The organism is Streptomyces rishiriensis, assembly GCF_030815485.1.
GTDB classification, from domain to species: domain Bacteria; phylum Actinomycetota; class Actinomycetes; order Streptomycetales; family Streptomycetaceae; genus Streptomyces; species Streptomyces rishiriensis_A.
The window spans coordinates 4,945,562-4,964,958 of record NZ_JAUSWV010000002.1 but is presented as its reverse complement, the minus strand read 5'-3'; the positions used below and the strand labels follow the sequence as shown (position 1 = coordinate 4,964,958).

18 protein-coding genes are annotated in these 19,397 nt (G+C 70.6%); 6 read left to right on the top strand and 12 right to left on the bottom strand.

What is annotated here, in order from left to right; all coding sequences use genetic code 11:
- Nucleotide 1: 1 nt before the first annotated feature.
- Complete coding sequence (locus QF030_RS24620; protein ID WP_007383963.1) at nucleotides 2–361, bottom strand: NADH-quinone oxidoreductase subunit A; 360 nt, start codon at nucleotides 359–361, stop codon at nucleotides 2–4.
- A 739-nt stretch (nucleotides 362–1,100) separates the two neighbouring features.
- Between QF030_RS24620 and QF030_RS24615 the strand changes: the two genes are divergently transcribed.
- Nucleotides 1,101–1,901, top strand: coding sequence for a C40 family peptidase (locus QF030_RS24615; RefSeq protein WP_307164809.1), 801 nt, complete (start codon nucleotides 1,101–1,103; stop codon nucleotides 1,899–1,901).
- A gap of 935 nt (nucleotides 1,902–2,836) precedes the next feature.
- Here QF030_RS24615 and QF030_RS24610 read toward each other — a convergent pair.
- The gene (locus QF030_RS24610) at nucleotides 2,837–4,132 is read right to left on the bottom strand and encodes a geranylgeranyl reductase family protein (RefSeq protein WP_307164808.1); all 1,296 of its coding nucleotides are present in this window, start codon (nucleotides 4,130–4,132) and stop codon (nucleotides 2,837–2,839) included.
- 97 nt (nucleotides 4,133–4,229) lie between these two features.
- Here QF030_RS24610 and QF030_RS24605 point away from each other — a divergent pair, with 97 nt between their 5' ends.
- Nucleotides 4,230–4,736 carry a GNAT family N-acetyltransferase gene (locus QF030_RS24605; RefSeq protein ID WP_307164807.1) on the top strand — a complete coding sequence of 169 codons (507 nt, stop codon included), beginning with the start codon at nucleotides 4,230–4,232 and terminating at the stop codon, nucleotides 4,734–4,736.
- Nucleotides 4,737–4,883: 147 nt separating this feature from the next.
- The gene (locus tag QF030_RS24600) at nucleotides 4,884–5,198 is read left to right on the top strand and encodes a PASTA domain-containing protein (RefSeq protein ID WP_373428801.1); all 315 of its coding nucleotides are present in this window, start codon (nucleotides 4,884–4,886) and stop codon (nucleotides 5,196–5,198) included.
- A gap of 54 nt (nucleotides 5,199–5,252) precedes the next feature.
- Here QF030_RS24600 and QF030_RS24595 read toward each other — a convergent pair whose 3' ends face one another.
- The 4 genes from QF030_RS24595 to QF030_RS24580 are packed head-to-tail and all read right to left on the bottom strand — an operon-like array spanning nucleotide 5,253 to nucleotide 10,204.
- A complete protein-coding gene (locus QF030_RS24595) occupies nucleotides 5,253–5,948 on the bottom strand; it encodes a demethylmenaquinone methyltransferase (protein WP_307164805.1) in 696 nt (231 codons plus the stop codon).
- A gap of 32 nt (nucleotides 5,949–5,980) precedes the next feature.
- The gene (locus QF030_RS24590; RefSeq protein ID WP_307164804.1) at nucleotides 5,981–7,429 is read right to left on the bottom strand and encodes an acyltransferase family protein; all 1,449 of its coding nucleotides are present in this window, start codon (nucleotides 7,427–7,429) and stop codon (nucleotides 5,981–5,983) included.
- Entirely contained in the window at nucleotides 7,429–9,774 is a 2,346-nt protein-coding gene (locus QF030_RS24585) for a bifunctional polysaccharide deacetylase/glycosyltransferase family 2 protein (RefSeq protein WP_307164803.1), read from the bottom strand. The genes QF030_RS24590 and QF030_RS24585 overlap by 1 nt, the downstream gene beginning before the upstream one ends.
- Nucleotides 9,775–9,793: 19 nt before the next feature.
- The gene (locus QF030_RS24580) at nucleotides 9,794–10,204 is read right to left on the bottom strand and encodes a hypothetical protein (protein ID WP_307164801.1); all 411 of its coding nucleotides are present in this window, start codon (nucleotides 10,202–10,204) and stop codon (nucleotides 9,794–9,796) included.
- Nucleotides 10,205–10,511: 307 nt separating this feature from the next.
- On the opposite strand from QF030_RS24580, the gene QF030_RS24575 reads away from it, so the two are divergent.
- Entirely contained in the window at nucleotides 10,512–11,552 is a 1,041-nt protein-coding gene (locus tag QF030_RS24575; protein WP_307164800.1) for a chitinase, read from the top strand.
- Between the two features lie 47 nt (nucleotides 11,553–11,599).
- On the opposite strand, the gene QF030_RS24570 is transcribed toward QF030_RS24575, so the two are convergent.
- The 6 genes from QF030_RS24570 to QF030_RS24545 all read right to left on the bottom strand — a co-directional run bounded on the left by QF030_RS24570 (nucleotide 11,600) and on the right by QF030_RS24545 (nucleotide 17,628).
- Nucleotides 11,600–12,208 (bottom strand): hypothetical protein, encoded by a 609-nt coding sequence (locus QF030_RS24570; RefSeq protein WP_307164799.1) that lies wholly within the window; start codon nucleotides 12,206–12,208, stop codon nucleotides 11,600–11,602.
- 7 nt (nucleotides 12,209–12,215) lie between these two features.
- On the bottom strand, nucleotides 12,216–13,415 hold the full coding sequence (gene mqnC / locus QF030_RS24565) for a cyclic dehypoxanthinyl futalosine synthase (RefSeq protein WP_307164798.1): 1,200 nt from the start codon (nucleotides 13,413–13,415) through the stop codon (nucleotides 12,216–12,218).
- 72 nt (nucleotides 13,416–13,487) lie between these two features.
- Nucleotides 13,488–14,342 (bottom strand): prepilin peptidase, encoded by an 855-nt coding sequence (locus QF030_RS24560; RefSeq protein ID WP_307164797.1) that lies wholly within the window; start codon nucleotides 14,340–14,342, stop codon nucleotides 13,488–13,490.
- Between the two features lie 31 nt (nucleotides 14,343–14,373).
- A complete protein-coding gene (locus QF030_RS24555; protein ID WP_307164796.1) occupies nucleotides 14,374–14,979 on the bottom strand; it encodes a hypothetical protein in 606 nt (201 codons plus the stop codon).
- Complete coding sequence (locus QF030_RS24550; protein WP_307164795.1) at nucleotides 14,976–16,706, bottom strand: serine/threonine-protein kinase; 1,731 nt, start codon at nucleotides 16,704–16,706, stop codon at nucleotides 14,976–14,978. The genes QF030_RS24555 and QF030_RS24550 overlap by 4 nt, the downstream gene beginning before the upstream one ends.
- Before the next feature lie 73 nt (nucleotides 16,707–16,779).
- Nucleotides 16,780–17,628: a menaquinone biosynthetic enzyme MqnA/MqnD family protein gene (locus QF030_RS24545; protein WP_307164794.1), complete on the bottom strand. Its 849-nt coding sequence runs from the start codon at nucleotides 17,626–17,628 to the stop codon at nucleotides 16,780–16,782.
- Nucleotides 17,629–17,916: 288 nt separating this feature from the next.
- On the opposite strand from QF030_RS24545, the gene QF030_RS24540 reads away from it, so the two are divergent.
- Together QF030_RS24540 and QF030_RS24535 are read left to right on the top strand one after the other, a co-directional pair.
- Entirely contained in the window at nucleotides 17,917–18,120 is a 204-nt protein-coding gene (locus QF030_RS24540) for a cold-shock protein (protein WP_003974443.1), read from the top strand.
- A 470-nt stretch (nucleotides 18,121–18,590) separates the two neighbouring features.
- Complete coding sequence (locus QF030_RS24535; RefSeq protein ID WP_307164793.1) at nucleotides 18,591–19,340, top strand: class I SAM-dependent DNA methyltransferase; 750 nt, start codon at nucleotides 18,591–18,593, stop codon at nucleotides 19,338–19,340.
- The last annotated feature ends 57 nt before the right edge of the window (nucleotides 19,341–19,397 follow it).

The window sequence follows — 19,397 nt, the reverse complement described above, 5'->3', positions numbered from 1 at the left end:
CTCAGTCCCATTCCAGGCCGCCGCGCCGCCATACGTACGCGTACGCGACGAAGACGGTGAGCACGAAGAGCAACATCTCCACGAGCCCGAAAACACCCAGGGCGTCGAAGGTGACGGCCCAGGGGTAGAGGAAGACGATCTCGATGTCGAAGACGATGAAGAGCATCGCCGTCAGGTAGTACTTGATGGGGAAGCGCCCGCCGCCGGCCGGCGTGGGGGTCGGCTCGATACCGCACTCGTAGGCCTCGAGCTTGGCGCGGTTGTACCGCTTCGGCCCGATCAGCGTGGCCATGACCACGGAGAAGATCGCAAAGCCTGCCCCGAGGGCTCCCAGTACGAGGATGGGCGCATACGCGTTCACCGCTCCTCGCTCCTCTCAGTCGGCACTGACTGCTGGCGATGACGTGGGGCTCACCCGCCCCCAGGTCCGCGAACCCCGCCCGTCCCGGCGAAGATCGCGAACATGTGAAGCAGGTCACAAGCCCAACTGCCTCGCATCTTATGCCCGCCGCTCTGTGATCTGCGACACGGGGTATTACACAAGCTTTGTGATCTCCACCACCTGACGAAGGATCATGAAGTCATATCGACAGTGATCTTCATACGTGAAGCGTCAGAGTGATCACAAGAAGTGACTTTTGCGCTCGTCACGGCAGGAATCGAGGGCCATCTCCATATCAAGAGGGTTCCCGTGCATGCAAATTGGCGATGGGCGCGGTGCCCTGATAGTGGCGCGCGTTCACACATCAGGGGGAGACGGGGCCGAGGTGTGGACGCGTGTACGCGTTCACAAGCGGAGGAGATCGCGCCGGGCGCATGAGACGCGGCCGCCGCGGTGACCGTTCCGTGACCTCCGCCACATCCGTGAGGGGCGCCTAAGAACCGGGCTTGGCCAACGGTCTCAACCGGTGGTAGGTGGCGGGCAATCCGGACGTAACGATGAAAGTCCATGATCACAGGCTTGATCACCTGCGTCCGCAATGTCCGTTACGGCGTCAATAAAGAACCCAGGACAGGGAATTTGAGGCACCCATTGAACAACTGTGGCGCAGCACACGTTTCTTGAAGGTATGGAGGAGCCCCTGATACCGGTTGTACCCATGTCCCTCACCGCTCACATACGCAGCCACCGGAAACCCCGCCGCAGCGCGTCGACGATCGCGATGCGGGCCGGAGTCGCCAGTGGTGTCCTCGGCACGCTGGCCGTCGCCACAGCAGCTGGCTCGGCCAACGCCGCCGAGCCGGTGACCCAGACGCTCGAACTGCCCGTCCTCACGGGCGACCTGGCCGCCCAGGTCGCGCAGTCCGCCCAGGCCACGCAGCAGGCCGCGGCGAACTACCAGCTTCAGGCCGAGCGCGACGCGGCCGCCGCCGCAGCCGCCAAGGAGGCCAAGAAGGACCTCGCCCACGCCAAGGCCGAGGCGAAGAAGAAGGCCGAGGCCGCCCGCAAGGCCGCCGCCGAGCGCGCCACCCGTGCCGCCGAGCGGACAACGCTCACCACGGCCTCGAGCAGCAGCTCCGACAGCACGAGCAGCTCCACGGCGACCGGTTCGGCCGCGGCCGTCATCGCCTTCGTGAAGGCGCAGATCGGCGACGCCTACGTCTCCGGCGGCACCGGCCCCAACTCCTGGGACTGCTCGGGTCTCATGCAGACGGCCTTCAAGCAGGTCGGCGTCGACCTGCCGCGCGTCTCGCAGGACCAGTCGACCTTCGGCACCCAGGTCTCGCTGGACAACCTGCTGCCGGGCGACATCCTCTACTGGGGAAGCGCGGGCAGCGCGTACCACGTGGCGGTGTACGTCGGCGACGGCATGTTCGTCGGCGCGCAGAACCCGTCCACCGGTGTGGCCGAGAAGCCGCTGTCGTACGACCCGCCGACCGGCGCGGTACGGGTGCTCTGACACCCCCAGGTGCCCCTGAGGGCATCTCACGCACGCAAGGGCCGCAGCCGCTCGGGGGCAGCGGCCCTTCGGGCACTGGCGGTGCGGGCGGGCCGGTGCGTACGGCAGGTCCGCGCCGTCCGCGCGCCGTTTTCCTGACGCGCCTGGGCCCAGCAGCCGCCTCCAGGACACGCTCAGGGCCTCGGGTCGCGCCCGGGGCACGTGTGTGAGGTCGTCCGTTCACCTCCGGGGCCATGCAAAGGCCTCCGTTCACCTCCGGGCGCGTGTGCAGACGCCTCCGTGCGCCTCCGGGCGCCTCCGGGGAGCGTCTAAAGGCCCCCAGTCGCCTCAGGGGCGGCGTAGAGGCCGCCGACTGCCCCAGCCTGTCTTCAGCCGCCCTCGCGACGCGCGTAGAGGCTCTGGGCCGCCCCAGGTGCGCATCGGGGCGGTCGGGCGGTCCAGTCGGTCTCGTGACCCCCGAAGGCACGTCGGTCGGGTCCCGTGGACATGCCTGCCGCCCTCAGCACCGCCGATCGGGCCGAGGCAGCGGCACCCGCCCTGCACAATGTCCTGACATGTCGTACACACCGTCAATCCAGCGCCGCAGCGGCTCGGTCGGGCCGTGGCGGTAGCGGCGCCCGTGGCTCCTGTCGCTGGCCGTGGCTTCGGTCGTGGCCATGGCTTCGGCCCTGGCCGTTGCATGTGGGCGCAGGGCTCGATGGAGCCTGGAGCGGATCCCAAGCACTCAGGACCGAGGCGGGGACCCGGGGGCGGGCCTCGGGTCGGGCCTCGGGCCGGGGTTCGGGCCGGGGTTCGGGCCGGGGTTCGGGTCGGGTTTCGGCGCACGCCGTGGTTGCGGCCCGGTGAAGGCGGGCCGGGGGGGGTGGCGGGCCGGCGGGAAGGGGTCTTCGCGCCGGGCCGCCGGGGCTCGCGTTCTGGAGCGGGTCCAGCCGTGGTCAGGCCTTCGGGGCCACCTTGCTCAGGCCGTTGATGATGCGGTCCATCGCGTCACCGCCCGTGGGGTCCGTCAGGTTGGCGAGCATCTTGAGGGTGAACTTCATCAGCAGGGGATGGGTCAGGCCGCGCTGGGTCGCGATCTTCATGACCTTCGGGTTGCCGATGAGCTTCACGAAGGCACGGCCCAGCGTGTAGTAGCCGCCGTAGGTGTCCGCGAGGACCTGCGGGTAGCGCTGGAGGGCCAGTTCACGCTGGGCGGGGGTGGCGCGGGCGTGGGCCTGGACGATGACGTCGGCGACGATCTGCCCGGACTCCATGGCGTAGGCGATGCCCTCGCCGTTGAAGGGGTTCACCAGACCGCCGGCGTCGCCGACCAGCAGCAGGCCCTTGGTGTAGTGGGGCTTGCGGTTGAAGGCCATGGGCAGGGCGGCGCCGCGGATCGGGCCGGTCATGTTTTCGGGGGTGTAACCCCAGTCCTCCGGCATGGACGCGCACCAGGCCTTGAGGACCTCACGCCAGTCGAGTTCCTTGAAGGAGTCGGAGGTGTTCAGCACGCCCAGGCCGACGTTCGACGTCCCGTCGCCCATTCCGAAGATCCAGCCGTACCCGGGCAGCAGACGGTCCTCACCCGGGCCCCGGCGGTCCCACAGCTCCAGCCAGGACTCCAGGTAGTCGTCCTCGTGGCGCGGGGAGGTGAAGTAGGTGCGGACCGCGACGCCCATGGGACGGTCCTCGCGGCGGTGCAGGCCCATCGCCAGCGAGAGGCGGCTGGAGTTGCCGTCGGCCGCCACCACGAGCGGGGCGCGGAAGGTGACTTCGCGTTTCTCCTCGCCCAGCTTGGCGTGCACACCGATGATGCGGCCGGTGCGGTCGTCGACGATCGGGGCGCCGACGTTGCAGCGTTCGTAGAGGCGGGCGCCCGCCTTCTGGGCCTGGCGGGCGAGCTGCTCGTCGAAGTCGTCGCGCTTGCGGACGAGTCCGTAGTCGGGGAAGGAGGCGAGATCCGGCCAGTCCAGCTGAAGGCGGACGCCCCCGCCGATGATGCGCAGGCCCTTGTTGCGCAGCCAGCCTGCCTCCTCGGAGATGTCGATACCCATGGCCACGAGCTGCTTGGTGGCTCGCGGGGTCAGGCCATCGCCGCAGACCTTCTCGCGCGGGAACTCGGTCTTCTCCAGGAGGAGTACGTCGAGTCCGGCCTTGGCGAGGTAGTACGCGGTCGTGGAGCCGCTCGGCCCCGCGCCGACGACGATCACATCGGCGGTGTTTTCGGAGAGGAGCTCGTTCACGACGGTCACGGCGGGATCTCCCCAAGTTCGGAATCTTCGTGCCGACCGGCACTGGACATGGGCAGTCTATTCAGCAGAATTGATCACCCGGCTGAAGGGCTGCCCCGTGAACCGAGCTCTCCCCGTAGTACGGCTGCGTGTCCCCACGGACGAGGACGCTGTCACCTGGCACCGGGTCTTCGACGACCCGGACGTGATGGAGTTCCACGGCGGCAGGTCCGCGGAGCTGTCCGCCTACGAGGAGCTCACCGCCCGCCAGCGCCGTCACGACGCCGAGCACGGCTTCTGTCTGTGGACGATGCTGGACCGGGACGACCGCGTCATCGGGTTCACGGGCGCCCAGCCGTGGCCGCGGGAGTGGGGCCCCAAGGGCGAGATCGAGATCGGCTGGCGGCTCGGGCGGGAGCACTGGGGGCAGGGATATGTGACGGCGGCCGCACAGATGACGCTGGAGCGGGTGCGGGCGGCCGGAGTGCCGGGCGTGGTGGCCGTGGTCGACCCGCGCAACGCGCGGTCCATCGCCGTCACCGAGCGGCTGGGCATGCGGCTCGCGGAGGTCTTCACGGCGCCGGAGTCGAAGCGGGAGGGGCGCTGCTACCGGCTCGCGTGGTGACTCCGGCCGCCCACAACCCAGCTGTCACCTTGCGTAGTTGTTGGCTACGGAAAGACACCTGACGCTTCCGGACGGCACCCCTGCGCGGTTACCCTTCGAGTACCACTGGGGGTGACATCTGTGTTCATATCGCCCAAGACACCCGGAGTGCGTGTACCGAGACTCGTCGGGCTGATGGCCGTGGACGCGCGCGAGACCGCTGCGGCGCAAGGCGTGCTGCTGGCCGCACCGGACCGGCCGGAGTTCCAGCGTGCCGTCGTGGACTACGTCGTACGGCAGTATCCGCCGCCCGGTGTCGAGGTGCCGCGCGGCGCCGTCGTGACCGTGTGGTTCGAGTTCGGCGAAGGCGAGGGCGGCGGAGGCGCGGGCGTGCGCGAGCCCCGCGTGCCCGGACCGGGCGGAGGCGGGCTGGAACGCGAGCTGGACCGGCCCGAAGACCCTTTCGAGGCGATCGCCAGGTGACCGTGCGGCTCCGCGACGACCACCTGGCGGCCGGAACCGGCCCGGACCCGCGTCTCAGGCCTCCTTGAAGCCCCGGTGCAGGGTCACGACACCGCCCGTCAGATTCCGCCAGGCGACCTTCGACCAGCCGGCCTTGAGCAGGTGCTGGGCGAGGGCGGGCTGGTCCGGCCAGGCCCGGATGGACTCGGCGAGGTAGACGTAGGCGTCCGGATTGGAGGAGACCGCGCGCGCGACCGGGGGCAGCGCGCGCATCAGGTACTCGGTGTAGACGGTCCGGAAAGGCGCCCAGGTCGGGTGCGAGAACTCGCAGATCACCACGCGTCCGCCGGGACGGGTCACCCGGTACATCTCGCGCAGGGCCGTGTCGAAGTCCTGCACGTTGCGCAGGCCGAAGGAGATGGTGACGGCGTCGAAGACGTCGTCCTTGAAGGGCAGGCGCGTGGCGTCCCCGGCGGTGAACGGCAGCCAGGTGTGGTTCTTCTTTCCGACCTGGAGCATGCCGAGGGAGAAGTCGCACGGGACGACATAGGCGCCGGTCCGCGCGAAGGGGAGGGACGACGTCGCCGTACCCGCGGCGAGGTCCAGGACCTTCTGGGCGGGGCGGGCGTCGACCGCCTTCGCAACCTCCTTGCGCCACCTCCGGTCCTGGCCGAGCGAGAGCACGTCGTTGGTGAGGTCGTACCGTTCCGCCACGCGGTCGAACATCGAGGCGACTTCGTGGGGCTGCTTGTTCAGGGAAGCACGGGTCACCCGCCCATTGTGGCAGCCCCGCCCTCACCGGCTCACGGCAGGAGCCTCGGCCTCTTCCGTGCCGCGACGTCCTCGACCCACCCGCAGACCAGCACGAACAGCGCGATGAGCAGCCAGCCCACGCCGAACATGAACCACTGGCTCTCCAGCGGCAGGTACGTCTCGAACGCGGGGACGTCCCAGAACCGGTCGATCAGCGGCACGGCCAGGATCAGGGCGATCTCGTGCCAGAGGTAGATCGTCACCGCGCGGGCGTTGAAGACGCTGACGATCCGGTTGGCGCGCCGGAAGCGGGTGAGCCAGGCGAAGTCGATCCCGAAGTAGGCCTTCGCCCACATCAGCAGCATGACGAAGCCCGCCGACCAGAACGCCTGCGCGAGGGGGTCCTCGTCGAGGTCGTAGGTGCCGAACTCGGCCTGGTGCGTGAGGGCGTACCAGCCGCCGAAGCCGATCGCGGCAAGCGACATCACGACCACCAGGGCCGGCTTCATGCGCTGGAGCACACCGTCGCGGTGCGCGAAGCCGAGCATCCAGCAGAAGAGGTACGTCGACAGGTCCCACATCGCGGTGCCGACGCGGTTGTCCGGGCCGGCCCATACGAAGGTGAGCCCGAGGACCGGCGCGAGGGAGAGCACCAGTACCGGGATCGGGGCCAGCCGGAACAGGCGCAGCAGGAGCGGGGAGAGCAGGACGAACCAGAGGTACGTCCGCAGGTACCAGAGGATCTCCCAGGCCTGTTCGCCCCAGGCGTTGCCCGGCGGGTCGCCCAGCGGCACGATCCAGTAGACGATCTGCCAGCCCGGTATCCAGTCGTGGATCAGCATCGCCAGGACGACGAAGACGCCCCAGAACCAGAAGGGGGGAAGGAGCCGGCGGAGGCGGCTCCTCACCACCTTCAGCGCCGGACGCTCCAGGGACTTCGCCATCAGGGTGCCGGCCAGGCCGAACATGATCCCCATGGAGGGGAAGACCATGCCCGCCCAGGCCCAGCCGAAGGTGTGGTAGGCGACGACACGGACGAGGGCGAGGGCGCGGAGCGTGTCGAAATAGCGGTCGCGCTGGGGAGCGGCCGGCTTGGAGGGGGGCGGGGGCTCCTCCGTCACCTCCTCGGTGCCGGACGCCGGAGCCAGGGGCCGGCCAACAGGGTCCTCGTCCGGGTCCGGGTCCACCGCCGGCAGGGGCGCCGTCTCCTCGACGGCGACCCCCTGCCCGTACTCCGCGTGGTCCGCGTGGTCCGCGCTCTGCGAGTACTCGGCGTACTCGGCGTACTCCTGCGGGTACGGCTGCTGCGGGTACTGCCGGGGAGGGGCGTGCTGGGGATACGGCTGCTGCCCGTACCCGTCATAGCCGTACGGGTACGGCGAGGGCGACGGCTGCCCGTACTCGTCGCCGTATCCCTGCCCCTGCCCCTGCCCCTGCCCCTGCCCGGAGCCGTACCCCTGGCCAGGGCTTTGGCCGAAGCCCTGCTGATCCCAGTTCATCAGCTGACCCCGGCGGGGGTGCCGACCTCGCCGGTGCGCTTCAGCTTCTGCCAGCGCAGGCGGCCGCCGGTGAGGGCGGTGATGCAGGAGTGGATGAGGACGAGGTACATCATCTGGCGATAGGCCAGTTGCTGCAGCGGCATCATGAGCAGGTAGCGGTACTTCTCCCGGTCCAGACGGAACGCGTAGGCCGCGCAGCCCAGCTGGACGCCGAGCACCGCCAGCCAGGCCAGCAGGGCGGCCTGGAAGTCGACGAAGATCATCGAGTAGATGGTGAACACGTCGATGAGCGGGGCGAAGACCGGCGTGATGATCTGGAAGAGGACCACGAGCGGCATGCCCACCCGGCCGAAGCGGCCCGAAGGCCCCTTGTCCGTCAGGGACTTGCGGTGCTTCCACAGTGCCTGCATCGTGCCGTAGGACCAGCGGTAGCGCTGGGACCACAGCTGCTTCAGGGAGCCGGGCGCCTCCGTCCAGGCCTTGGCGTGCTCCTGGTAGACGACCTGCCAGCCCCCGCGGTGCATGGCGATGGTGATGTCGGTGTCCTCGGCGAGGGTGTCCTCGCTCATGCCGCCGACCTCGAGCACGGCCTCGCGGCGGAACGCGCCGATCGCGCCGGGGATGGTCGGCATGCAGCGCAGCAGGTCGTACATGCGGCGGTCGAGGTTGAAGCCCATCACGTACTCGATGTGCTGCCAGGCGCCGATGATCGTGTCGCGGTTGCCGACCTTGGCGTTGCCGGCGACCGCGCCGACCTTCGGGTCGGCGAAGGGCTGCACGAGCTGGTGCACGGCGTCCGGCTCGAAGACCGTGTCGCCGTCCATCATCACGACGATGTCGTAACTGGCGCTGCGGACACCGTTGTTGAGAGCGGCCGGCTTGCCCGCGTTCTCCTGCCGGATGACGCGGACGTTCGTCATGCCGAGGGCCCTCGCCGCCTCGCGCGAGATCTCGGACGTGTTGTCCGTCGAACCGTCGTCCACGACGATGACCTCGATCGGATGGGTGCTCTTCGCCAGTGACTTCAGGGTGTTGGCGATGCACTCCTTCTCGTTGTACGCCGGGACGATCACGCTGACCGGCCGGGTGACCGTCGGTCCCCAGCTGAAGCGGCGCTTGTTGCGCTTTCTGTAGTGCCGGCGGGCCAGGATCAGCATCATCCCGAACCGGCCCATGACCGCCACGCCGACGATCATCAGCCCCACCGACAGGGTCGGGACGGTCCACTCGGCGAGGGTGACCGCCGCGATGAGGGCCTTGCCCTCGTAGAGCGTCACGCCGGTGGCCTCGCGGTGGGCCGCCTGGAGACGGTTGACGGTGCCGCCGGTGCCGCCTTCGCCGTCGGGCACGTTGCCGGGCTGCTCGCCGGTCGCCGTCGCGCCCTCGGTTCCCGTCGTCCCCTGGGTCGCCGTCGCCGCGCCCGCGGCCTGCTGCTGACCCGTGCCGGAGGCCTCCCGGGCCGCGGCGTTCTGCTCCTGCATGACACCGCTGATGGTGGTGAAGGAGTAGCCCGCGGCCTTCATCTTCTTGATGTAGGTCGGCAGCGCCTTGATCGTCTGCGAACGCTCGCCACCCGCGTCGTGGAAGAGCACCGACGCGCCCTTGCCGTCCTCCGGCGTGGCCCACTTGATGATCTTCGAGACGCCCGGCTTCTTCCAGTCGTCGCTGTCGGTGTCGACGAAGACGCTGGTGTAACCGTCCTCGCCCAGCTTCTCGTAGATGGGCCAGCTGTAGTTGTCGATGGCGTCCGTCTCGGAGGAGTACGGGGCGCGGAAGAGCGTCGTCGTGATGCCGGCCGCGCCCGCGAGCGCGAGCTGGGTCTGCTCCATCTCACGGTCGACGCGGGCGTCGGACTGGTAGGAGAGGTCGACGTGGGTGAAGGTGTGGATACCCACCTCGTTGCCCTCCTCGACCATGTCCTTCACGATGTCCGGGTAGCGCGAGACCATCGACCCCACCAGGAAGAACGTGCCGGGCACGTCGTACTCCTCGAGGATCTTCAGCACCTGGGGCGTCCAGGTCGGGTTCGGACCGTCGTCGAAGGTCAGCGCGATCGTCTTGTCCGGCACCGACACGGTGGTGGCCTGGCCGCCCTGGAAGGTCAGGATGGGACCGCCGTCGAGGACCTCGTCGGGCACCTTGCCGGCGCTGGCCCCGGTGCGCACGCGCTGGTCGCCGCCGACCTCGGCGCGCAGATAGCCGTCCAGGAGCATCACGCTGGTGAGCGCGAGCAGAAGCAGCAGGGCGAGGATGACGCGCGGTTTCTGAAGCGCCGCGGCCTTGCCCGCCGCCCGCTCCATGCGGGTCGGGGCACGACGGCGGCCGCGAGAGGAAGTGGTCGTCATGGGAGTGGCTGGGCTCCGGTCAGTTGGCGGTCGCGGAGGCGGTCGCGGTCGGGGTGGAGCTCGGCGGCTCGCCGGTGGCGACGCCCGAGGGCGGAGTGCCGGTGGGCCTCGAGGGCGGGGTGCCGACACCGCCCTGCGGCTGGTAGCCGCCGGGGCCGGAGTTCTGGGAACCGCGCGGGCCTCCGTTGCCGAACGGCAGCAGGGAGGACGGGGCCAGGGAGGTGCCCCAGCCCATGAAGGCGGCGCCGAGGACGACGGCGTACACAAGACAGCCGACCCCCATGAGGAGACCGATCCGGCGCAGCAGCTTGGACCTGCGTCCGGAGTTGTCAACGAATACGGGCCCCTCGGCGGAGGCGTCGTCACGTTTGCGGCTGCGACGGCTGCCGCGAGCGGCGGCACGGCTTTCGATGGCAGGCTCGGATTGCATTCCACGGATATTAGAGAGCCTTTATGTGGCGCAAACTCTGCGCCGCTTGTGAGCGACCCATGAGAAACACGTGAACCTGTCTCTTCCCTGAGAGATCCCCGAATGTCCTGCGCGACACCTGCCCCTCATGGGAGGGTTGATTATCCCTTTTGGGCGGATGCTTATCACCTTTTGCGCGCTTATTTCCAGGAAGTGTCTATGTGTTCACTGTTCCCGCGCGAACCGCCCACTTGTGAGACATTCCCATTCGGGAAACGAGCTTTGTTTCCATGCTGAGACAGAAATCACGAGAGCGGGTGCATGCGCAATGAGGAGTTTCCTGATGCCGATGGCCGGGGCCACCTGTCTGTTTGCCCTGGCCGTTACAGGATGCTCCGCGGGGTCCGACGGCACGTCGGACGCGGCAGCACCCGCGGAGAGCGAACAGGCGAGCAGTCCCTCACCATCGACCAGTGCCACGTCATCGAGTACCGGCACCTCCTACGCGCCCTACGTGAGCGCGGTGGAGGCCGACGACAACGACTCGGCCGGGTCGCCGACGACGTACAACCTGGCGTTCGTCATCTCCACCGGCAGCGGCTGTACGCCGAACTGGAACGGTACGAACGCCATCGGCGACTCGGCCGTGAAGTCCCGCATCTCGGCGCTGACCGAATCGGGCGCCACGGCACGCGTCTCCTTCGGCGGGGCCTCCGGCAAGGAGCTCGCGGCCACCTGCGACAGCGTGTCCGAGCTCACGGAGGCGTACGGCGAGGCGCTCGACGCGGCCGGGTCCACCCAGGCGGACTTCGACATCGAGGGCGACGAACTGACCGACTCCGACTCGGTCGCCCTGCGTTCCCAGGCGATCGCGGCGCTCCAGGAGGAACGCCCGGACCTCGAGGTGTCCTTCACCCTGCCGGTGATGCCCTCCGGGCTGGACGCGGACGGCCTGGCGCTGCTGACGTCCGCGAACAAGTACGACGTCCAGGTCTCCACCGTCAACCTCATGACGATGAACTACGGCGAGTCGTACGCCGGGGACATGGGCGGATACGCGGTCACCTCGGCGACGGCCGCGCAGGCGCAGCTCAAGAAGATCTTCGGGACGACCGACGCCGGGGCCTGGAAGGGGATGGCGCTCACCTCGATGATCGGCACCAACGACGTGGCCGGCGAGACGTTCACGCTCGCGGACGCCGCGGAGGTACGGGCGTTCGCCGAGGAGAAGGGCATCTCCTGGGTGTCCATGTGGTCGACGTTCCGCGACCGGCAGTGCGAGGACGGCTCCGCCACGGACGACGCGTTGACCAATTGCAGTGGGGTCGCGCAGAGCGCGGGAGCGTTCGCCGAGGCGTTCTCGCAGTAGGACCCGCAAAGGTCGGTCGTACGCCGGCCGCCGGTTCGTCGGCGCTCTCAGCGGCGTCGGAACAGGAGGCGGCCCTCGATCACCGTGGCCACACAGGTCGCCGCGCCCCGGTTCCGCAGGGCCGCCTCGTCGGGCACGTCGAAGACGGCGAAGCGGGCGGCGGAGCCCCGCTCCCTGGGCGGGGCGAACTCCACCGGAAGGCCGCAGGCGTACGGATCCAGCGAGGGCACCCCGCCGGGGTCCGGCCCGGTCCGGCCCACGAGCGCCAGGCCGGACCGGGCCACGGCGTCCCGCACCGCACGTCGGCGCAGTTCCTCGCAGGCCACCGCGACCGTGCCGTGGGCCAGCATGCGCTGCACCCCGCGCCGGGCGCTCGCCCCCCAGCGGGCGTCGTCCGGGGCCAGCGCCTCGAGCGCGTCCCCGGTCAGCGGCTCGGTGCCCAGCGCGTCGGCCTCGCGGGGGTCCGGGTGATAGGCCCCCTCCAGCAACTCCGTGCCGTGCGGGTTGATCAGACCGGGCGTCAGGATGCCGGGCCACCGGCGCAACCGCGCCGACGGATACGCGTCGACGAGCTGCTCCAGCGGCCCCGCCTCGGCGATCCGGGCACCCTCGACGGCGAGAGCGCGGCCCCTGGAGTCGGCGTGAATCGTCAGCAAGAGGGCCCTAGTTGGACGCGAGGAGCTTCAGCTCGGGGTGGGCGGTGCCGCCGGCGATCGCGGTCGACGAGATGTGCGACATGACCCGCTCGTCCACGGGGTCGTTCGCCGGGTCGTCGTGCACGAGCAGATGCTCGTACGTCGTCGCGCGCTGGGCCGGGACGCGGCCCGCCTTGCGGATCAGGTCGATGATCTCGAGGCGGTTGGAGCGGTGCTTGGCACCGGCGGAGGAGACGACGTTCTCCTCCAGCATGATCGAGCCCAGGTCGTCCGCCCCGTAGTGCAGGGAGAGTTGGCCGACCTCCTTGCCCGTCGTCAGCCACGAGCCCTGGATGTGCCGGACGTTGTCGAAGAACAGCCGGGCGATCGCGATCATCCGCAGGTACTCGAAGAGGGTCGCCTGGGTGCGGCCCTTCAGGTGGTTGTTCTCGGGCTGGTACGTGTACGGGATGAAGGCCCGGAAGCCGCCTGTCCGGTCCTGCACGTCACGGATCATCCGCAGGTGCTCGATGCGCTCGGCGTTGGTCTCGCCGGTGCCCATCAGCATGGTGGACGTCGACTCGACGCCCAGCCCGTGCGCGGTCTCCATGATCTCCAGCCACCGCTCGCCGGACTCCTTGAGCGGGGCGATGGCCTTGCGGGGACGGGCGGGGAGCAACTCGGCGCCGGCGCCGGCGAAGGAGTCGAGGCCGGCGGCGTGGATCCGGGTGATGGCCTCCTCGACCGACACCTTCGAGATGCGCGCCATGTGCTCGACCTCGGACGCCCCCAGCGAGTGGATCACCAGCTGCGGGTACGCCTCCTTGATGGCGGCGAAGTGCTTCTCGTAGTACTCCACGCCGTAGTCCGGGTGGTGCCCGCCCTGGAACATGATCTGCGTGCCGCCGAGCTCGACGGTCTCGGCGCACCGCCGCAGGATGTCGTCGAGGTCGCGCGTCCAGCCCTTGGCGGTGTCCTTGGGGGCCGCGTAGAAGGCACAGAACTTGCACGCCGTGACGCAGACGTTCGTGTAGTTGATGTTCCGCTCGATGATGTACGTGGCGATGTGCTCGGTGCCCGCGTACATCCGGCGGCGTACGGCGTCGGCGGCGGCGCCGAGCGCGTGCAGGGGGGCGTCACGGTAGAGGTCGAGTGCCTCTTCCGGGGTGATCCGCCCGCCGTCCGCGGCACGGTCGAGCACAGACTGGAGGTCGGCCTTCTCGGGCACCGGAGCGTCCCTTTCGTCAAGGGTTGTGGGCGGACCGGGCCAGCCTACGCCAGCGGTCCCGGCACCCGGACGTCAGGCCGCGTACGCACCGACCAGCAGCCCGGCGAAGGCCCCGGCGAGCATGAAGGGACCGAAGGCGATCATCGTCCCGCGTCCGGCCCGCCCCACGACGGCCAGCGCACCGCCGTACAGCGCCCCGAGCAGGAACGCGGCGAACGTGCCCAGCATGACCGTCGCCCAGCCGTACCAGCCGAGGACGGCGCCCACCGAGAGCGCCAGCTTCACATCGCCGTAGGCCATGCCGCCGGGGTTGACGAGATGCAGGACGAGATATCCGGCGCCGAGGGCGAGCGCGCCCAGCAGGGCCGTCGTCCAGTCGCCGGCGTGCTCGGGCAGCAGCGCGGCCGGGCCCAGCAGGACGAGGGTGGCGGCCGCGAGCGGGAGAGTGAGCGGATCGGGCAGTCGGCGCACCCGCAGGTCGACGGCGGCCAGCAGCACCCCCGCCGGCGCGAGCAGCAGCCAGACGGCGAGTTCGGGCCGGACACCGGTCGCGGCGGCGAGCGCGGCACAGACGACGGCGGTGAGCAGGGGAAGAGCGAAGGCGCCGGGCGCGTAGGCAGCGGTGGGGGCGGTGGGGGCCGGGGAGGCTGTCGAGGCGGTGGAGGCTGCGTGGGCGGCGGGTCCTGCCGGGCTCGCGTCGGCCGGGCGCTCCGGCGCCTGCGCCTGCTCGGCGCACCGCGCACACCTCGCCCGCCCGAGCCACCCCCGGATCGGGTGCCCGCCCGGACAGGTCGTCCGCCAGCCGCCGTCCCGCTCCTCCCACGGCACGGAGAACCGGTGGACGGCCCGGGGCAGCAGCGCGCCCGCCATGGCGCCCCAGAGCGCGGCGAACGTGATCAGCGCCAGGTCGCCGGGAGGTGTGGTCATCGGCAGAGATCCCAGGGATCCCGGGGCGGCCTCATGAAGAGCGCGCCGCCCTGCTCCTGCTCCTGCCCTTGCCCTTCTTGCGCAGTCTTTTCATCCGGGCCCGCTCCTCCTCCCGGCGCGCCGCGGACACCGTGACGCGCCTGCGGTACCGCAGCCCGCCGAGCAGTGCGGCCGTGGCCGCGTAGGAGAGGAACGCGCTGCCCGTGCCCGGGATGTACGCGCACATCGGGCTGCCGGAGCGGCAGTTGCGGCCGGGCAGGGCGCCGAGGACGTACATCGGCGCGCCGAACGCCACCGCCCAGCAGACCGCTCCCCCGATCGCGAGCCCGACCCGCGCCGGGCCCGTAGAACCGCGGTCCCGGTGCTGGTCCGGGCCCTGGCCCTGGTTCCGTTGCCGGGGCCCGTTCCGTTCCGGGGCGGAGCACCAGGCGCCGCCGATCCAGCCGGCCACCGACAGCAGCCCGAGCAACGCGCCGGCCGTCCATCCGCCGCCGGGCAGGGCCACCAGCGCCGGTGCCGTCACCCGGACGAACCACCTCCACAGGCCCATGGCGGACAGCAGGACGGCGAGGACCGCCGCGAGAAGGAGTACGCCGCCGGCGACACCCCAGCCGTCACGGGCCCGGAACCGGCTCACTGTGCGACCTTCGACATGCGCGCCACCGGATTGCCCTCCGCCGCGCTGTCGGAGGCGTACGTCAGGTCGTCGCCGGTCGGGGTGAGCCGGATCGTGTGGGGCGTGGGATTGCAGCCGCTGTGATTGCTCTCGGCGCCGACCGAGGTGGCGACGACCTCCTTCTCCGTCACCTGCTTCAGCGTCAGGACGTCGACGCAGCTGCCGCCGAGCACATCGGTCTGCCGCAGTTCTCCCAACCTGCCACCCACGTCCGTCTGCCGGACCGTCACCCGGAAGGTGCCCATCGGCAGCGTGCCGCCGAGACCGCTGCCCTCGCCCTCCCAGGTGCCGACATAGCGGGCCGGGAGCGCGGTGGGCGCCTGCGAGGCGGCCGGGGCGGAACTCGAACCGCCGGCGGGCGCCGAGGAGTGGGAGTCGCTGTCGGAGGCGTCGTTGTGTTCGTCGTCGCCGGGCAGCAGGCGGAACAGGAACACCGACCCGACCGTGACCGCGGCCATCGCCCCCGCGACCGCCAGGGCGACGGTGCAGCTCAGCCGCCGCCCGCGCCCGCCCTCTCCCGGGGTCGCGGTGGCTGCCACGGTGACCGAGACCTTGCCCGGCCGGTCCGAGCCGGCGGCCGCGGGCTCGGCGTCCCTCGGCTCGGGAACGGAACGGGGCTCGGCGGCAGGACGCGGCGCCCAGGCCGGGGTGGCGCCGCCGCCGCCCATCACCGGCGGCGGTCCGAACTCCCCCAACGACACCGCCGGCTTCCCCGGGATCACCGCCGGACTGCTGAACCCCACCGGCCCGGACCCGACCGGTTCCGCACCGGCCCCCGTCCCCTCCAGGTTCAGCAGCTGTACGGCGCTGCGCCCCAGTTGCTCCACCAGCGCACCCGGCAGCCAGCCGCCCGCCACCAGCCGGGCCGCGCCCTGCGGGGCGAGCCGCCGGGCCACCTCGGCGGGGGCGGGCCGGGCGGTCGGGTCCTTGGCCAGGCAGGCCTCGACCACCGCCCGCAGTCCGCCCCGCAGCCCGGCGTCCGGCCCGCCCAGTTCGGGCTGCTCGTGGACGACCTTGTAGAGAAGGGCGGCCGAGGAGTCCCCGGGGAACGGGGGCCGCCCGGTCGCCGCGTACGCCAGCACCGCGCCGAGGGAGAAGACGTCGGCCGCGCCGGACGCGACCTTGCCGAGGATCTGCTCGGGGGCCATGTAGCCGGGCGAGCCGACCGAGACGCCGGTCGAGGTGAGCGACGCCGTGCCGTCGGTCGCCCGGGCGATGCCGAAGTCGATGAGCAGCGGGCCGTCCACCGTCAGCAGGACGTTGGACGGCTTCACGTCCCGGTGCACGAGGCCCAGTTCGTGCACGGCTCCCAGCGCCTCGGCCAGGCCCGCGCCCAGCACCCGCACGGAGTGCTCGGGCAGCGGTCCGCCGCCGGAGGTGACCGCCGCGGCCAGTGACGGGCCGGCCGCGAAGCCGGTGGCGACCCACGGCACCGTCGCCTCCGGGTCGGCGTCCAGGACCGGCGCGGTCCAGGCGCCGCCGACCCGCCGCGCGGCCTCGACCTCGCGCCGGAAGCGGGCGCGGAACTCCTCGTCGAGCGCGAGGTGCGGGTGCACGATCTTCACGGCGACCGTGCGGCCGCCGGCGCTGCGGCCCAGGTAGACGCGGCCCATCCCGCCGGCGCCGAGGCGGCCGAGCAGCCGGTAGGGCCCCACGGTCGTGGGTTCGTCGGCTCCGAGCGGCTGCATGGGACGTCCACCTCTCCCCCGAAAGGCGCCCCCGCGGGCCCCCGTTGGACTCGGCAGCAGCGTAGTGCCGTGGTTACGGCCGGAGCAGCTCGACCTTCACGTCCGCCGGGAAGCCGGTCGTCGGGCCGACCCGGCGGGCGAACTCGGTCACGGCCTCCAGCTGGGGCCCGCCGAAACGGAAGTCGAGGGTGGTGAAGTACTGCTCGAGCACGCGCTCGTCGAACTCCTCCCAGCGGGCGGCCTGCTCGGCGACCTTGCCGACCTCGTCCAGGGAGAGGTTGCGGGACTCGATGAAGGCCTCGTGGACCTGCCGGGTGATGACCGGCTCGCGCTCCAGGTACTCCCGGCGGGCCGCCCACACCGCGAAGACGAACGGCAGGCCGGTCCACTCCTTCCAGAGCGCCCCGAGGTCGTGCACCTCCAGCCCGAACTTCGGTGCGTCCAGCAGGTTGGCGCGCAACGCCGCGTCTCCGATGAGTACGGCCGCCTCGGCGTCCTGCATCATCAGGCTGAGGTCGGGCGGGCAGGTGTAGTAGTCCGGCTGGACGCCGAAACGGTCCGCCAGCAGCAGCTGGGCGAGGCGCACGGACGTGCGGGAGGTCGAGCCGAGGGCGACCCTGGCCCCGTCCAGTTCCTCGAGCGGGACCTGGGAGACGATCACGCAGGACATCACCGGGCCGTCGCAGCCGACGGCGATGTCGGGGAAGGCGACCAGATCGTCGGCGTTCTTGAGGAACTCGACGAGGGTGATGGGCCCGATGTCGAGATCGCCCGACACCAGTCGCTCGCTGAGCTTCTCCGGGGTGTCCTTGGTCAGCTCGAAGTCGAGGAGGGTGCCGGTTCTCGCGAGCCCCCAGTAGAGGGGCAGGCAGTTGAGGAACTGGATGTGGCCGACGCGCGGCCGGGTGCGAGAATTGTCCACATCGCGAGGCTAGACCCCATCGGATAGCGTGGGCACTCCACCCCCTCGGTCAACCCCTTCCGGGGATCTTCAAACATCCGAGTGACGTGATCTTGACCTCTATTGCTTTCGGCTGCCTGCATGCTAGGCTCGCCGCAAGTTGCAGTTTGGTTTCCCTTGCAGTACAGAGCCTGCGGAGCATGTAACCGCGGGCTCTCGTCGTTTTCAGACGTATGCAGTTGTGCGGCACTTGCTTTCACGCTTGCAGGGTTCTGGAGCAGGGCAACCCTTTGGGCCCAAGGAGGGCTTATGGCTACCGGAACCGTGAAGTGGTTCAACGCCGAAAAGGGCTTTGGCTTCATCGCCCAAGAAGGCGGCGGCCCCGACGTCTTCGTCCACTACTCCGCGATCAACGCGCAGGGTTTCCGCTCGCTCGAGGAGAACCAGCAGGTCTCCTTCGACGTGACGCAGGGCCCGAAGGGTCCCCAGGCGGAGAACGTCACCCCCGTCTGAATCTTCACACCCTGAGATCGCAAGTCTGAGAGCAGTACCCAAGGAGCCCCGTGCCGGTCGGCACGGGGCTCCTGCCTTCGCCCTCCTGCCTTCGCCCTCCGGTCACGGCTGTCGGGCCGCCCCGTGTGATCTCCTCCTCCGGGCGCGGCCCCCTGCTTCACATGTACTGCCTCGCACGTGCCGCCTCGCACGTGCCGCCTCACACGTGCTGCATCACCGGCACGAACGTCGGATCGGCCTGTTCGCCGTGTGGAACACGGGCGTGACGGCGGGCGCCTTGGCCGGGGGTGCTGATCGGCGGAGTCCTCGCGATGGGGGTGCCCCCGCTCGGGCGTGGCCGGGAGTGGGGGAAGAGGGCGCCGTTCCCGGTGGTGGTGCTGGCCGCGGTGACGGTGACCGGGGTGCTGCGCGCGACGGGTGTGGCGTAGAACCGCCCCCGCTGTCAGTGGCGGCTCCTAGGCTCCCCGCCCATGACCGACACCACGGACCCCACCCCCAGCACCCCGGGCCCCGCCTCCACCCCGGAGACCTCCGCTGTCCCGGGCCCCGGCGCCGCCGCCCCGGCACCGGCCTCCGCCACCCCCGGCTTCGTCGCCGTCACCCGCACCTTCTATGACGCCATCGCCGAGGACTACGCCGAGCGCTTCCGTGACGAGCTGGTGGCCAGGCCGCTGGAGCGGGCCGTACTCACCGCGTACGCCGAGCTTGTCGGCCCGGGGGGCCGGGTGGCGGACCTCGGGTGCGGTCCCGGCCGGTCGACGGGTTTCCTGGCCTCGCGCGGGCTCGACATCCGAGGGCTCGACCTGTCGGAGTCGATGCTGGCGATCGCACGGCGCGAGAACCCGGAGATCCGGTTCGAGCAGGGCTCGATGCTGGAGCTGGACTTCGCCGACGGGAGTCTGGCGGGCGTCGTCTCCTTCTACTCCTCCATCCACACCCCTGTGGCCGAGCTGCCCGCCCTCTTCGCCGGGTTCCACCGCGTGCTCGTCCCCGGCGGCCATCTCCTCCTCGCCTTCCAGGTCGGCGACGAGCCGCGCCACTACGACCGGCCGTGGGGCCACCCGGTGGCCATCGACTTCGAACGGCGCCGTCCGGAACGGATGGCCGAGCTGCTCACGGCGGCCGGTTTCGCGATGCTGTCGCGCACCGTGCGGGAGCCTGCCGCCGAACTCGGCGAGTCGACTCCGCAGGCCTTCCTGATCGCCCGCAAGCCCTCCTGATCGCCTGCGCAATCCCCCTGATCGCCGCAGGCCGGCCGCGCCCGCCGACTCCGAGCC